We start from the raw sequence: 14,147 nt of genomic DNA on the forward strand, positions 1-14,147 counted from the left end.
TCAAGGCCAAGACCGAGGCGGAATTCCGCGTCGCGCTGACGAACACCTGAGATGTTGGGTGCGGGACGATCCTCGATCCGTCCCGCACGATCCGACGACGCCGGCTTCATCGCCCGCATCGTGCTGGCCGCGCAGCGTGGTCCGTTGCCGCGCGGCTGGTTCGACATCGCGCTCGACCGGCCGGAAGAGGAGTGCCTCGCGTTCATGGCGCGGCTCGCCGTGGCGCGCGTGCGCTCATGGTACCATGTCGCCCATTTCCTGATCGCTGAGGTCGACGGTGTGCCGGCTGCCGCGCTGTGCGCCATGCCCGCTTCCGGAACGGTCGTGGCGGCACGCGCGGCGATCGAGGAGGTCGCGGCCGAGACCGGTGCGGATGCCGACGGCATCGTCGCGCGCGGCGGCTATGCCCGCAATTGCTGGGTTCAGGGCGGCGAGGGCGACTGGCTGATCGAGCACGTCGCAAACCTGGGATCCTATCGCGGCGGCGGTCTGGTGCAGGCCCTGATCGGCCGCGCGCTCGCCGACGGCAAGGCTGCCGGCTATTCGCGGGCATCGATCTCGTTCGTGATCGGCAACCACGCGGCCGAGCGCTGCTACGCCAAGGCCGGCTTTGCCTTCGCCGAGGAGAAGCGCGACGCGGCATTCGAAGCGCTGACCGGCGCGCCGGGTTTTCGCCGATTTGCGCGGGAGATGCGAGGGAGAGGCGAGGCCACATACACCGCTGTCGTCCCTGCGCAAGCAGGGACCCGTACTCCGCGGCTTGTGTAGTGGAGGGGGACTCGTCGTCCCAGCATCGCGTAACAATCAGCATTGGTGGTTATGGGTCCCTGCTTGCGCAGGGACGACGATGAAGATGGTCTCGCGCGATACGACGCATCATCATTGCGTATTTCACCTCGGTGTCATCGCCCGGAAAGCGGGCGATCCAGTATTCCAGAGACGCCGGTGCTTGAATCGAGAAGTCGCGGCGTACTGGATCGCCCGGTCGAGCCCGGCGATAACAGTGTGAGTGGGGACGCAGCTTCGCATTCTCGCGACATGATTGCCCGAGCTTTGCATTTCGTTCCGCCCTCTTTCTTGAAGAGGGCGCAGGGAAAGCCGGGTGCCGATCGCACCCATGGGTCCCGCGTAATAAAAAACGCGGGAGGTAGGACCACAGGTGTAACCGGAAACTACCCGGCTTTCCCTGCGCGATGGGTTACGGCTTACTTCGTGCTCTCCCCGGCGAGACTGGGCTTGTTTGTCACCGTCTCCGCAAAAACGCTTTCGCGTTTTGCGAAAAGACACCTGCCGCTAGGGCGTCAGGACCACACGACTTCGCCGTCCGCTTCACATGCTTTCGTCTCTGGCATGATCCGCGTCCACCGCATCTCACCGCAACACCCGTGACGATGCGCAAGCGCCCCTCGATCGGGTGAGACGCGCAGACCATACATCGAGTTGCCATTCCGATAAACCGAAATATTTTGATTGCGTGGGCTTGACAGGTTTTGCTGCGTTGCCCGTCGGGCTGTTTTGTCGCATGCAGGGCGTCGACCTCTGCATGGTGGCGTGCACGCGCCGCTCTGTGATGACGCTCACATCGCCAGCCGGGCGCGCAGCTTGCGGCACAATCCATACGTCGTCTGCGTGTCGCATGAGTCCAAACGCGTGTCGCGTCAGGCCAAGCGTCCAGACACAAGTTGTGCTGACTGAAGGCGTTTTGGCATTTCGTTGCGCGCTCCTGGATTCGTGTCGCGCCAGCACTACAGGCCAACAAAAACAAAATCGGGATCGAAGTAGGACCCGGCTGCGGCAAATGATCTCAAGACACTCCGCACCTCGCAGCCGTCTTTTGCCCCCGATTGTCTCCATCATCGAGGATTGATCCGTGATTCAAATTTTTCGCCGCTCGTTCGTTGCCGGCCTGCTGTCGCTTGGCCTGGCGTTGCTGTCACTCCATGGCGCGCAGGCGCAAGCGCAAGCGCAAGCTCAAGCTCAAGCTCAAGCTCAAGCGCAGGGGACCGACACCATTCTCGTGCTCGATGCATCCGGCTCGATGTGGGGCCTGGTCGACGGGCAGAGCAAGATCTCCGCTGCGCGGCAGGCGGTCGATGCCATCCTGTCGAAATGGAATCCCGCCGATCGTCTCGGCGTGATGGTCTATGGCCATCGCTCGAAGGGTGACTGCAAGGACATTGAGCTGATGGTGCCGGTCAGCAAGTTCGATCCGGCGAGGATAAAGGCCGCGATCGACGGCATCAACCCGAAGGGCAAGACGCCGATCTCGGATTCGCTCCGTGCTGCCGCCGAGGCGCTGCACTCGACCGAGAACAAGGCCAACGTGATCCTGGTCTCCGACGGGATCGAGACCTGCGCGCCGGATCCGTGCGCGGCCGCGGCCGAGCTGAAGAAGGCCGGCATCGGCTTCACCGCGCACGTGATTGGACTCGACGTCGCCGATCCCGCAGCGAAGAGCCAGCTGCAATGCATCGCGCGCGCGACCGGCGGCGTCTATCTCGATGCCGGCAACGCCGCGAGCCTGACCGGCGCACTGACCAAGGCGGTGGCGGCGACGCAAGGCACCAAGGTCGCCAGCGAGGCACCGCCGAAGCCGGCGGCCGCCGATCCCTATCTCGGCAAGAACCTCCGCGGCGTGGCACGGCTCGCCGAAGGGCTCGATCCGATCAGTGACGAGGACGTCAACTGGGGCGTCTACAAGCGCGCCGGAGGCGAGAAGGGTGAGCACGTCAACACCTTCTACGGTGCGCCGTTCGCCGACAACATCGCACCCGGCGATTACATCGTGGAAGTGAGCTACCGGCAGCTCAAGCGCGAGTTTCCGCTCAAGGTCGAGAACGGCAAGCCAGCCGCGCTCGACGTCATCCTCGATGCCGGCTACGTCACCAGCGAGGGCTCGGTGGCCGGCGGCGCGGGCAAGGTCGACGACGTGGTCTGGCAGGTCTCCGACAAGGGCGGCAGACTGATCGCGCAGGAATACGACGCGGTGCCGCGCTTCGTGCTCGCCGCAGGCAATTATACGCTGACCCTGACCAAGGGGCAGTCGAAGACCAGCAAGCCGTTCGTGGTCGCCGCGGGCGACTCCAGCAACGTCCAGCTCACGCTCGACGTCGGCAAGCTGATCGTCACCACCACCTATGCCGAGGGCGGCCCGAAGGTCGAGAAGGACCTCGTGGTTGCCGTGCATCAGCCGGCGAAGGCCGACGGTGACGAGGGCGAGAAGGTCGCGCAGGAATACGACGCCGAATCGAAGTTCGATCTGCCCGGCGGCAGCTACGAGGTGATGGTGACGGTCGGCGAGGCCAAGGGTACGGCGCGCGCGGAGGTGAAGTCCGGCGCGCCGACCCGGATCACCGTCAACCTCAATGCCGGTGTGGTCGGGATCAAGGCCGACGGCGCCCAGGAGATCGACATCTACGGCGCCGAGCGCGATATCAATGACGAGCGCAAGCGCGTCTCGGTGAGCTATGAGGCGACCACCAACGTTGCGCTCAGCGCCGGCGACTACGTCGCGGTCGCCACCTATGCCGACGGCCAGAAAGCGGAAAAGCCGTTCTCGATCGCCGCCGGCAAGCGCCAGACGCTGGAGATCAAGCAGTAGTTAGGACAACCTAGCGACGGAACGACTGCACCTCTCCCGCTTGCGGGGGAGGTCGGCGCGTAGCGCCGGGTGGGGGCTCTCTCCACGATATGATTCGCGGAGAGAGCCCCCACCCCGACCCTCCCCCGCAAGCGGGAGAGGGAGCCCTTCGGCCGGTGGTCGCCTTGCGTGCGCTACACGCGCGCCTCGCTCTCGCGAATCACACCCTCGCCGCAGCATGCGAGAACACGATCTCGATCAGCGTGCCGGTGCGGCCGCCGGTGCGGATCTGGAATTTGGCGCGGTTGGCTTCGACCAGCGCCTTGGTCAGCGACAGGCTGACGCCGCCGGAGCCGGCCTGATCGGAGGGCGTCGGCGCGCGGAACGGCTCCAGTGCGGCGGCGACCTCGTTGTCGTTGAGGCTCTGGCCGGTGTCGCGCACGCGCAGCATCACCTCGCCGAAATCCGACAGCGCGGTCGAGACGATCACCTGGCCGCCGGCATTGGCGAGATGGATCGAGTTGCCGATCAGGTTCAGCGTGATCTGGCGCAACGCGCGGGCATCGGCGACGACCGGCGGCAGCGTGTGCGCGAGCGAGGTGCGGATGATGATGCGCTCGCGGTTGGCCTGCGGCTGCATGACAGCGACGCAGCTCTCCACCATCTCGTTGAGGTTCTGGCTGGTGAAGGCGAGATCGAGCTTGCCGGTCTCGATCCGTGACAGATCGAGCAGGTCGTTGACGATGGCGATCACCCGCTCGCCGGAGGCGCGGATGTCCTTCATGTATTCGACATAGCGCTCGTTGCCGAGCGCGCCGAAACGCTCGCCGATCATCACCTCGGCAAAGCCGATGATGGCGTTGAGCGGCGTGCGCAGCTCGTGGCTGATCCGCGCCAGCATGTCGGATTTGGCGTTCGCCGCGCGTTCGGCGAGCCGCCGCGCCTCGCGCAATTCGCCCTCGCTCTTCTTGGTCTGCGAGAGATCGCGGAACACGGCGAAGAAGTTCGGGCCGTCGGCGCGGGTACGGCCCATCGTCACCGACAGCGGGATGATGCCGCCCTGGCGCACGCGGCCGAGCGTCTCGCGACCGTGGTCGAGCAGGCTGGCGACGCCTGCCGATTTCACGCTCGTGAGATAGTCGAAGATGCCGTGCTGGCTTTCCGGCGCGAACAGGTCGGCGAGATTGTGCGTGATGAACTCGTCGCCGTCATAGCCGAACAGCGCCTCGGCGCTGCGGTTGCAGGAATGGATGTTGCCCTCGGCATCGAACATGATGATGCCTTCGGCCGCGGTGTCGAGGATTGCGCCGAGCTCCTCGGCGTCGGCGTGGCCGGCCTGCGGCGGTAGCGGCGCCAGCACCGGCTCCGCGGCAGCCACAGGCTCCTGATCGGGTTCGGGATCAGAGAGGGCGGCCGCGACCGCGGAGTCTTCGTCCAGCGTGCGCGAGAAGATCAGCGCCAGCGCGGAATCGTCGTCCCAGGTGATGGTGTGCAGCCGCGCCTCCGCGGACACTGACTGCGCGCCGTCGTCCGCGTTCTGGTTCGCGGAGATCGTCACCGGCGTGCCGGTGCCGGAGCTGCTGCTCGCCTGCGAGACGCCGGGCTCGACATAGAGCGCGTCGAGCCCGCCGGCGGCTTCCAGCGCGTGCAGGCTGTCATAGCCCATGCGCGCGAGGAAGGCGTGGTTGGCATAGAGCAGGCGGTCGAGCCGGTAGATCAGGATGCCGACCGGCAGCAAATCGAGCAGCGCGCGGTCGCGCCGGGACTCTCCGCGCGGTGCAGGTTCCGTCGCGGCGAGCCAACCAGCCTTTGGCGCGTCGGCCGGCGTCTCCAGTTGCGCTGCGGTCTCTCGGCTCGGCGGCGCCTCCACCTCCTGCGGCGGTTCGCCGGCGAGCGGCGCTTCGGCAGCCGCCTCCGTGGCGGCGCTCTCGTTCGTCGTCGCGGTGAGTCCGGCCTCGCTCTCGAGCCGCGCCGACAATTGGCGCGCGAGCTCGTTGAAGGCGTTGTTCTCGACCGGCGTCAGCGATGGCGGCCGCGTATCGCCGGCAAGGCGGAACGGCACCACATTCTGCGGTGTGTCGTGACGCGCCTCCTGCGCTTCCTCGTGCGTTTCCACGGCGTGATCCGGATCGGCTTGGTGTGAAGTCTCTGTTGCGCTCGGCTCGGTCAATTCCTCGGGTGGTGCTGCGGTCGGGTCGGGCGGCGGCTCCGCGTGCGGCGGAGAAACATCATGCGGCGCGGCAGGACCGGGCGGCGCAGCGGTGCGCGGCGCCGGCGCGGCGTCGGCCGACAGCGATCGCGGCGCGATCGAGCCGCTGAAGAACTCATAGCGGCGCAAAGCGGCGAGTCGCGCAAGCCCGTCGAGATCACGACACACACCAAAGCCGCGGTAGCCGGCGAAATTTCTGGAACGATCGAACACCGGCAGGCCGGACAGTTCGACCGGCAGCCGGCCGCCGCCGTCGACTGGCCAGTGCAGCGTGATGCCGCTCCAGGTGTCGCGGCTGGCGAACGCCTTGAGGACGCGGCCCTCGGGATCGAGGCCGAAGCTCTCGGCGATGTCGCTCCAGAGACGGCCGAAGCCTGCCGCGGTGTGCAGGCCGATCAGGCGGGTGAATTCGTCGGAGCCGAGCGAGAAGCGCGCCTCATGGTCCATCTGCCACATGAAGCGCAGCGGATGCCGCCGCACCGGCAACGGCTCGTCGAGCCAGGACGGCGGCGGCATCGGCGCCAGCGTCGCCGGCTCCGGCTCGGCGGCAGGCGGTGGAGGGGGCGCATCCGCGATCGCATAGGGCGAGGGCACGGGCTCGGCCGGTGGCGCCGATGTTTCCGCAGCGGGCGCGTGTGCGGTCTCTTCGAGATCGGGCGCAGGCTCCGGCTTGGGTTCCTCGACCGGTGCCGCAGCGGGCATCTCGATCAGAGCTTCCGAGAGCGGCTCCTCGACCGTGGGAGTTTCGTCAGGCGTGGTGTCGAGAGGCGTGGGCTCGACCGGTGCTGGCTCGAGATGCGCCAGTTCGGCCGACGTGAGCGGTGGAGCAAGGTGCGCGGGCACTTCGACCTGGGCCCCGGCGGGCACCTCGATCAGCGCTTCCGATATTGGCTCCTCGACGGCGGGAGTTTCGTCAGGCGTGGTGTCGAATGCCGCGGTCGCGACGGGCGCCGTCTCGACGTACGTCTCTTCCGGCGCGGGAGATGGAGCAGCGTCCTCAGGCTCGGAATCAGCCGGGGCGATGATCGGTGCGATCGCGCCGCGCTCTTCCAACTGCGGATCCAGTGCATCGAACAGCGTGAAGGTGGCCAGCGCTTCGCTTGCTGGCGCGGCGGCTTCTGCAAGCGCCGTTGGCGGTTCGACGGCGGCCGATGCCGGTGGTGGCTCGACTGCGGCGGCCTCTTGCGGCGCTGCTGCGCGTACCGGAGCTTCCGGTGCAGCCGTCTCCGGCTCAACCGGCTCAGGCATGATCGGCGCTGCCGGTTTGGCGGCGAGATGCGCCGCCGGCTTGATCAGCGCGATCAGCGCGCGATCGGCGCCGCGGCCGATCCGCTGCAGCACGACGCGGCCGATCGCAACGCTCGCCGCCGCGCGGCCCTGCGCCAGCGCTTCGTCGCGCGCGGCATCGAGGCCGGCTTCGGTGAGATCGTGCAGGCCGGGCAGCAAACGCGCCGCCTCGTTGGTCGCGATCAAAAGTCCGTCGCCGTTGAAGGCGGCCGCCGGACGCGGCAAGCCCTGCACCAGCCGCAGCAAGCGCTCGGCGAGCGGCATGTTGCGGCCAGAGCCATTTAGCGCGGTCATCAGGATGCCGTGGCTGCCGTCGGATAGCTCGATCCGCCTGCAGCCGCAGGTCGCGAGCATGCCAGGCGTCGCGCCAAACCCGCGCAGCCGCTCCAGCCGCACCGCGCCGCCTGCGTCGAGGCGGTAGCCGAGCCGCGCGACCTGGCGGCGATGCGGATCGGCAGGGCCGAAGACGCGCTTCGCCAGCTCGGCGCCATTGGCGGCACCGAATACCTGCGCGCCGACCGGATTGGCCCACAGAATCCGTGCGCCGTCGGCCGACCACAGCCATGCCGGCAGGGAGCCCGACGCATGGTCCGCCAGCCTCACATCGCCCAGCGCCAGGATCTGGAATTCCGCGTCACTCATCACGCAAGATTTGACCGCATGGTTTGGCTTCTTCCTTAGCTTTGCCGGAGCGCCGGCGGCCGCAGGACGACAGCCTTAACAGAAGGTTAGTATCGCAACTGGGGGGCGGCAGGTCCATGTCCGCGGCCAGGGTGCCCCGGCTTAAGCCGGGATAACGTTAACTTGGTTGAACGATCCACAGCCGTTTGACGTTGTCGGGCGGAGAAAGGCGGCTGCGACAGTGTGTTGCGGAACCAGGGCGGCGCCGCGTCACACCTGCGATTGCAGTGCCACGATATAGCGTTCCGTCTATTCTACCTTGTATTCTATCTTGGGCACGCTGGGCCTACCGGCGGGCCGATCACCAAGCGAGGGAGAGCGACCATGAGCGACAACGGGCGTGACCATTTCGAGATTCCCAAGTTCGAGATTCCCAAGGACATGCGCTCGATGGCGGAAGCGAGCTTCGATCAGGCGCGCAAGGCCTTTGAGCAATTCGTGACCAACGCGCGGGACACCGCCGGCAAGATCGAGGAGCGCAACGCCACGGTGCGCGCCGGCGCCAAGGAGCTGTCCGCCAAGGCGCTCGGCTACGCGGAAAAGAACGTGCAGTCGTCGCTCGACTACGCCCAGTCGCTGCTCAAGGCCAAGGACCTCACCGAGGTGATGCGGCTGCACAGCGAATATGTGCAGGGCCAGATGCGCTCGCTCGCCGAGCAGGCCAGCGAAATGGGCCAGGCCGTCAGCCGTGCCGCGATGGATGCGGTCAAGCCCAAGAGCTAACGAAGAGCTCACGGAGTGTGGCAGGCCCGACCCCGGTCGGGCGCGGTAATCCCATATTCCGCCACATAAAAAATGTGGCGTTGCACGCGATCGTACGTTGCGTTGCACAAAATTGACATGATATGGGTGTTTATTAGGCGCGCCCGACGAAGGGCACTCCCGTGAATCAAGGCAGCGTGATCCATTTCAACGTTCCCGGCCCTTGTGTCTCCGGGACGTCCGCAATGGTCACATCTACTCACCCGTTGCGAAGGATTACACGTATGACCAACCCGTCCGATCCGTTCTCCGCCTCGATCATCCCGTTCGAAGTTCCCGAGCAGGTGCGTGCGTTCGCCGAAAAGGGCGTGCTGCAGGCCCGCGACAGCTACGCCAAGTTCAAGGATGCTGCCGAGACCCACAATTCGACCGTCGAGGCCGTGTTCACCTCGATGAACAAGGGCGCCACCGCGTATTCGGCCAAGCTGATCGAGTTCTTCAAGGCCAACACCACCTCGTCGCTCGACTTCGCCCAGGAGCTGTTCAGCGTGAAGTCGCCGACCGAAGCGGTCGAGCTGTGGACCTCGCACGCCCGCAAGCAGTTCGAGACCTACACCGCGCAGGCCAAGGAATTGGCCGAGCTCGGCCAGAAGGTCGCGAGCGAGACCGCCGAGCCGATCAAGGCCAGCGCCTCGAAGTTCTACCAGCAGCCGGCCGCCTGATCTCGGCCTGCATGAGATAGCGGAAGGCCCGGGCCGAAGCGGTCCGGGCCTTTTTGCTGGACGGGGGCCGTGGATTGGCCCGAGATAAGAGCGGAAATCAGCGCGTTACGGCCTTGCCAAAGGCGGGCGTTGCACCTAGTTTCCGCCGAAATCGCCGCCCCCTTTTTGCGGGGCCGTGCGTCAGGATGCAGTTGTAGCTCAGTTGGTTAGAGCGCCTGTCTGTGGAACAGGAGGTCGGTGGTTCGAGCCCACCCAACTGTACCATCCACATGATCACCCACCGTGACATCGGAAGTTCAGGCCATCGCAAGATCGCTTGCCGTCTCCTTGATCGCCGTGGGCGTGTCATCTCGCCCGCTTGCACTTCTGCGTGCCTTCACCCACACTCCGCGAAACGACGCCTTAACGACGCCTAGTGACACCTTTGGGGGGATGCATGGGGACCGCCGGTTCAAGGAGTTTTTCGTTTGCGTTGATATCAGGGATCGCCTTTGCCGCGCTGCTGCTGCCGGGCCGAGGCGAGGCTTACACGCCCGACCAGCAGCAGGCCTGTACGCCGGATGCGTTCCGGCTTTGTGGCCCCGAGATTCCCGATGTCGATCGCATCACGGCCTGCATGATCAGGAACAGGGCACAGCTGTCGCCGGCCTGCCGCGTGTTCTTCCGCGCAGATCCCGAGCCGCGTGAGGCGAGCGAGCGGCGGCCTGCCAAGCGGAAGGTCTCCAAGTCGCACAAGGCGAAGAAGTCCACCCACTGATGTCGGCCCATCGATCTGCTTCCCATCGCGCGCACGCGAGAGCCGCGAGCCCGGCGCGTTGTCTTGACGCGAACCGGTGTGGCTTCGCGCGCAGGATCATGCGGCGGCGATTTCAAGATCGTCATGCGCGACAGACTGACGCCTTGTGACGCTGTCACGCAGCATCATCTCTGGGGCTTGAGTTGTTTTGCAGAATCCGTTGCGCGATGGAACGGATGGAGTGAGGCGCGTGAGCGAATACGACAAGCAAGAGATCGATCGGCACTTCGCCTGGTTCGAAGCCAGGCTTCCGGAAGGGCCGGCGCGTTTCGTCGCGTGGCTACGCAAGCCGTCGTCGCGCTATGTGCGGATTCCGCTCGCGATCCTCCTGATCATCGGCGGCATCTTCAGCTTCCTGCCGGTACTCGGACTCTGGATGCTGCCGCTCGGACTCCTTTTGTTCGCGCAGGACGTCCCGTTCTTGCAGAAACCGACGGCGCAATTGCTCGGCTGGATCGAGCGCAAGTGGATCGCGCGCCAGCGCGCCAAGACTGCCGAAAAACGCTAGGGTGAGTCATATCAAACGCTTAGCGCTTCCATTTTCAGTTGTGTCATAAGTTGAGTGTGACTCAAAAAGCAGAATGCACCGGTAATCTTGGCCGCTTTGCGGATTGCAAGAAGTTTCTTCTTTCGCGAATCAGCGTGCTGATTCATTTTCGCCTCCTGGGGTCAATCTGGAGGCCAACGTATGAACGTGATTGTTTTCGCTTCGCGTAAGGGGGGCTCGGGAAAAAGTACCCTGGCTGCTCACCTCGCCGCGCAAGTGCACAAGGCAACGAAGCCCTGTCTGCTGATCGATGCCGATCCGCAGGGCTCGCTGACGCTCTGGCATAAATTGCGCGGCACCAACGAGCCGGCGATCAAGACGGCGGTGAACTCGGTCAGCGGGATCATTGCCCAGGCCAAGCGCGACGGTATCGAATGGGTGTTCATCGACACGCCGCCGAATCTGTCGGCCGTGGTCGACGACTCCATCAAGAACGCCACGATGGTGATCATTCCGGCGCGGCCCGGCGTGTTCGACGTCAACGCGGTGCAGGAAACGATTCAGACCTGCCGCTCGATGCGCAAGCCCTACGCCGTCGTGATCAACGGTGCGCCCGCGCAGCGTGATGGCGCCGAAAGCCGCATCGTCGCGATCGCGCGCGAGGCGCTGGCGAAATTCCGCGCACCGGTGTGGAGCGGCCAGATCACCAACCGTGCCGACCTTCTGATGGCGCTCGGTCAGGGTGAAGGCGCCCGCGAATATTATGCGGAAGGCCGCGCTGCTGCCGAGATCAATCGGCTGTGGGCCGCGATCGAACGTTCGATCAAGGCAATTCGCGGCACGGCGTCGGCGTCCGGCGCGATGCACAAGCAGGCGGCGTAACAACGCCGCTTTGGTTCGAACTGGAAAGAACGCGCGGCAGTCGCGCGTTTTTTGTGTGCTGAAGCGACGAGGCAATCGCAGATTGCCTCGCTGACTTTGGCGATGACGCGATGGATGGCGTTACGCCACCATCAGCAGATAGAACACGATCACCGGCGCCAGGGTCAGGATCACCGACCAGATGCCGACAGCCCATAGAATATCCTCGGTCGTAAAACCCGGCTCGGCACCCGGCCTCACGGCAAAAAAAACACTCCTGGAATTCACGACGCCCCCGCGTTGATCTTAAGCGCAATGCGGAGACTGATACGCGAGCGGTTTTAAGATCCCGCTCGGAATTTCGCTGGCATTTGCGCGCGGGGGCTACTTCGGATTAACCACAGCCGGGGCGGCAGGCCGAAAAGCCTCAGTGCATGCTTCCGTCGCGATCACGGATCGCGCCGAGATGCTCGTTGATCCGGAATACGATCAGGATGAACTCGGCGGCGATGCGCGAGAACACGATGCCGACGAAGACGCTGGCGATCGACGCGAGCAGCTGGATGAAGCCGACGAACGGGCTGATCGCCATCGCGGTGAGGCTCCACAGGATGCCGGAGATCCCGAACAGCACGATGACCGCGATCACCAGCCAGTAGAACGTCTTGATGATCGTGGGTGTGATGAAGCGGTCCCACTGAAACAGATCCTGGAAATCGAACATCATGGTTCTCCCGGCCAGCCGAAATATGATTCGCGTCGCGTGCATCCTACTGCGTCACCCCCGGCGTGATCACTTCGTCCCGGCAGCCCGCGCAGCAGGCGTCCGTCAGGACGAGGCGTCTCGCCGGGCCAATGGTTCGGGACGGCGCCAAGCGCCTCCGCACCCAGAGGGATCGATACCGCAGAAGCCCAATCGGTCTCGCCAAAGCCAGGCCCGGGACCGGGCGCCGGCAGTCCAGGGGCGAGCTATGCGAGTGGGCTGGTTGTGATTGCTGCAAATAACGGCCACAATCGGGCTTCCCTCCAGCATATCCTCACCCAATGACCACGCTGACCTTCGAAGACTTCAAGCCCGGCCGTTTCGGCACGTTCGGCCCGCGCCATGTTTCGCGCGAGGAAATCCTCGCCTTTGCCGCCGAATTCGACCCACAGCCGATGCATCTCGACGAGGAGGCGGCGAAGAAATCCATGCTCCGCGGCCTGTCGGGCTCGGGCTGGCATCTCGGCTCGCTGATGATGCGGATGATGTTCGACGGCTTCATCGGCCGCACCGCCTCGCTGGGCGCGCCCGGGGTCAACGAGATGCGCTGGGTGGCGCCGCTGCGTCCGGGCGACGATTTGACGCTGGATGTCGATGTCGTCGAAGCGCGGGTCTCGAAGAGCCGACCCGAGACCGGCATCGTGACCTTCAAGAGCACGATCCGCAACGCGCGCGGCGAGATGCTGTGCGAGATGGAGGCGCCGATCATGATCAGCTGCCGTGACGCTTTGAGCGCATAGGAGACATCATGCGCTTTTTTGAAGATATGGAAATCGGCGCCCAGCGCGCGTTCGGCTCATTCACCTTCACCGCCGAGGACATCAAGCGCTTTGCCGCGCAGTTCGATCCGCAGCGCTTCCATCTCGACGAGGAGGAGGGACGCAAGTCGCTGTTCGGCGGGCTCGCCGCATCGGGCTGGCACGTTGCCAGCGTCTGCATGAAGCTGCTCGTCGCGGACGGCAAGCAACTCGCCGCAGAAGCTGCCGCGCGCGGCGAGACGGTCGCGGTCTGGGGACCCTCGCCGGGCTTCCGCGAGCTGCGCTGGATCCGCCCGGTGCTGGCCGGCGACATCATCAGCTTCACCAACCAGGTCGAGACCAAGCGCACGTCCGAGAAGCGGCCGGAATGGGGCATCATTCAAGCCCGCAATACCGGCGTCAATCAGCGCAATGAGGTGGTGTTCTCGTTCCTCGCGACCGCCTTCGTGCCGCGCCGGAATCCCGGTTCCTGATGTTGCTCCAGCGCCTCTGATGTTGCACGGACGCCATGGTCGGCAGCTACTTCTGCTGCCGACGTAGTTGTGCGTTGCGTGGAACTGATTTTTTGCTAACGCATTTTGAACCTTTGTCCCTGCCTTATGGCTGGGGGCACGAGCACTTGGGCGAACACTTGGCCTTGCACGTGGGCCGAAAACTTGGGCCGAACACCTGGGGACTACTATGGCAGATCGCAGCGCGCTGAAACTCGTCGGCATTATCTTTGCGACGGTCACAGTTGTCGTGATGCTGGCCACTGGAATGGTCGTGAAGGGCTTTGCCGACGGCAATTATTCCTTCGAGACCACCGCGAGCATCGATCGCTGATCGACCGTCTGTGACGTCGGCGCGCGAGGGAGCGCGCATTCGCGCTTTTCAATGTGACCCGTCGGCAGGCTGCGTCACATTTCCTTCGAGATCTCAGTTTTTGGTTTGACGCGTTTTCTTCACGCGAACCGGCGTCCACTTCGCTCGAAAATGCTTTAGGCCACTCCTTGGGCATGATCTTTTCGGAAAACCGCTTCGCACTTTTCCGGATCATGCCCTAGCGATTCCAGATCAGCACCATCACGACGGTCGCGGCTGCCAGGATGCCGATGAACCGGATCATGATCGTGCCGATGCCCTGATGCGGCTGGCGCAGCGGAATCGGATCGGCGGCGCTATCCGGCCGGACGCTCTGCATGAATTCTCTCCAAATGGATGCCCGGCAAGGCGCGGTCCGGACACGAGTTCCGGATTGGACGCGGGCTCGGCATCTCAAGTCCAAATCGGCTTCTGCAAGAATTGACGCCGCGGAGTTT

The 14,147-nt window shown here is 64.8% G+C and carries 14 protein-coding genes and 1 tRNA gene; 11 read left to right on the forward strand and 4 right to left on the reverse strand.

Annotation, left to right across the window (positions count from 1 at the left end):
* Positions 1-51 precede the first annotated feature (51 nt).
* Positions 52-768 (forward strand): GNAT family N-acetyltransferase, encoded by a 717-nt coding sequence (locus tag Q0030_RS36150; protein ID WP_298378489.1) that lies wholly within the window; start codon positions 52-54, stop codon positions 766-768.
* A 1,102-nt stretch (positions 769-1,870) separates the two neighbouring features.
* Entirely contained in the window at positions 1,871-3,601 is a 1,731-nt protein-coding gene (locus Q0030_RS36155) for a vWA domain-containing protein (protein ID WP_298378491.1), read from the forward strand.
* A 199-nt stretch (positions 3,602-3,800) separates the two neighbouring features.
* Here Q0030_RS36155 and Q0030_RS36160 read toward each other — a convergent pair whose 3' ends face one another.
* On the reverse strand, positions 3,801-7,718 hold the full coding sequence (locus Q0030_RS36160) for a PAS domain-containing protein (protein ID WP_298378494.1): 3,918 nt from the start codon (positions 7,716-7,718) through the stop codon (positions 3,801-3,803).
* Positions 7,719-8,081: 363 nt separating this feature from the next.
* Here Q0030_RS36160 and Q0030_RS36165 point away from each other — a divergent pair, with 363 nt between their 5' ends.
* The 5 genes from Q0030_RS36165 (at position 8,082) to Q0030_RS36185 (ending at position 10,485) form a co-directional block, all read left to right on the forward strand.
* Positions 8,082-8,480 carry a phasin family protein gene (locus tag Q0030_RS36165; RefSeq protein ID WP_298378497.1) on the forward strand — a complete coding sequence of 133 codons (399 nt, stop codon included), beginning with the start codon at positions 8,082-8,084 and terminating at the stop codon, positions 8,478-8,480.
* Positions 8,481-8,743: 263 nt separating this feature from the next.
* Positions 8,744-9,181 (forward strand): phasin, encoded by a 438-nt coding sequence (locus Q0030_RS36170; RefSeq protein WP_074130367.1) that lies wholly within the window; start codon positions 8,744-8,746, stop codon positions 9,179-9,181.
* Between the two features lie 187 nt (positions 9,182-9,368).
* Positions 9,369-9,445 (forward strand) — tRNA-His (locus Q0030_RS36175).
* A 172-nt stretch (positions 9,446-9,617) separates the two neighbouring features.
* Positions 9,618-9,938: a hypothetical protein gene (locus Q0030_RS36180; protein WP_298378505.1), complete on the forward strand. Its 321-nt coding sequence runs from the start codon at positions 9,618-9,620 to the stop codon at positions 9,936-9,938.
* 229 nt (positions 9,939-10,167) lie between these two features.
* Entirely contained in the window at positions 10,168-10,485 is a 318-nt protein-coding gene (locus Q0030_RS36185; RefSeq protein WP_298378508.1) for a hypothetical protein, read from the forward strand.
* A gap of 11 nt (positions 10,486-10,496) precedes the next feature.
* Here Q0030_RS36185 and Q0030_RS36190 read toward each other — a convergent pair whose 3' ends face one another.
* A complete protein-coding gene (locus tag Q0030_RS36190; RefSeq protein WP_298378511.1) occupies positions 10,497-10,631 on the reverse strand; it encodes a hypothetical protein in 135 nt (44 codons plus the stop codon).
* Between the two features lie 34 nt (positions 10,632-10,665).
* Between Q0030_RS36190 and Q0030_RS36195 the strand changes: the two genes are divergently transcribed.
* Positions 10,666-11,346: a ParA family protein gene (locus Q0030_RS36195; protein ID WP_021081815.1), complete on the forward strand. Its 681-nt coding sequence runs from the start codon at positions 10,666-10,668 to the stop codon at positions 11,344-11,346.
* 406 nt (positions 11,347-11,752) lie between these two features.
* On the opposite strand, the gene Q0030_RS36200 is transcribed toward Q0030_RS36195, so the two are convergent.
* Complete coding sequence (locus Q0030_RS36200; RefSeq protein ID WP_050404422.1) at positions 11,753-12,049, reverse strand: DUF4282 domain-containing protein; 297 nt, start codon at positions 12,047-12,049, stop codon at positions 11,753-11,755.
* A gap of 320 nt (positions 12,050-12,369) precedes the next feature.
* On the opposite strand from Q0030_RS36200, the gene Q0030_RS36205 reads away from it, so the two are divergent.
* The 3 genes from Q0030_RS36205 (at position 12,370) to Q0030_RS36215 (ending at position 13,671) form a co-directional block, all read left to right on the forward strand.
* On the forward strand, positions 12,370-12,828 hold the full coding sequence (locus tag Q0030_RS36205; protein ID WP_298378517.1) for a MaoC family dehydratase: 459 nt from the start codon (positions 12,370-12,372) through the stop codon (positions 12,826-12,828).
* A gap of 8 nt (positions 12,829-12,836) precedes the next feature.
* Positions 12,837-13,319 (forward strand): MaoC family dehydratase, encoded by a 483-nt coding sequence (locus tag Q0030_RS36210; RefSeq protein ID WP_298378520.1) that lies wholly within the window; start codon positions 12,837-12,839, stop codon positions 13,317-13,319.
* 208 nt (positions 13,320-13,527) lie between these two features.
* On the forward strand, positions 13,528-13,671 hold the full coding sequence (locus tag Q0030_RS36215; protein WP_016841369.1) for a hypothetical protein: 144 nt from the start codon (positions 13,528-13,530) through the stop codon (positions 13,669-13,671).
* Positions 13,672-13,888: 217 nt separating this feature from the next.
* Here Q0030_RS36215 and Q0030_RS36220 read toward each other — a convergent pair whose 3' ends face one another.
* Positions 13,889-14,029, reverse strand: coding sequence for a hypothetical protein (locus Q0030_RS36220; protein WP_298378528.1), 141 nt, complete (start codon positions 14,027-14,029; stop codon positions 13,889-13,891).
* Between the last annotated feature and the right edge of the window lie 118 nt (positions 14,030-14,147).

This window comes from uncultured Bradyrhizobium sp., from assembly GCF_947648125.1.
Classification (GTDB): domain Bacteria; phylum Pseudomonadota; class Alphaproteobacteria; order Rhizobiales; family Xanthobacteraceae; genus Bradyrhizobium.

Coding starts and splice junctions, on each gene's coding strand:
- Q0030_RS36160 (WP_298378494.1), bottom strand. CDS start 7,718: ATGAGTGACGCGGAATTCCAGATCCTGGCGCTGGGCGATGTGAGGCTG.
- Q0030_RS36170 (WP_074130367.1), top strand. CDS start 8,744: ATGACCAACCCGTCCGATCCGTTCTCCGCCTCGATCATCCCGTTCGAA.
- Q0030_RS36180 (WP_298378505.1), top strand. CDS start 9,618: ATGGGGACCGCCGGTTCAAGGAGTTTTTCGTTTGCGTTGATATCAGGG.
- Q0030_RS36205 (WP_298378517.1), top strand. CDS start 12,370: ATGACCACGCTGACCTTCGAAGACTTCAAGCCCGGCCGTTTCGGCACG.
- Q0030_RS36220 (WP_298378528.1), bottom strand. CDS start 14,029: ATGCAGAGCGTCCGGCCGGATAGCGCCGCCGATCCGATTCCGCTGCGC.
- Q0030_RS36195 (WP_021081815.1), top strand. CDS start 10,666: ATGAACGTGATTGTTTTCGCTTCGCGTAAGGGGGGCTCGGGAAAAAGT.
- Q0030_RS36190 (WP_298378511.1), bottom strand. CDS start 10,631: ATGAATCAGCACGCTGATTCGCGAAAGAAGAAACTTCTTGCAATCCGC.
- Q0030_RS36150 (WP_298378489.1), top strand. CDS start 52: ATGTTGGGTGCGGGACGATCCTCGATCCGTCCCGCACGATCCGACGAC.
- Q0030_RS36210 (WP_298378520.1), top strand. CDS start 12,837: ATGCGCTTTTTTGAAGATATGGAAATCGGCGCCCAGCGCGCGTTCGGC.
- Q0030_RS36215 (WP_016841369.1), top strand. CDS start 13,528: ATGGCAGATCGCAGCGCGCTGAAACTCGTCGGCATTATCTTTGCGACG.
- Q0030_RS36200 (WP_050404422.1), bottom strand. CDS start 12,049: ATGTTCGATTTCCAGGATCTGTTTCAGTGGGACCGCTTCATCACACCC.
- Q0030_RS36165 (WP_298378497.1), top strand. CDS start 8,082: ATGAGCGACAACGGGCGTGACCATTTCGAGATTCCCAAGTTCGAGATT.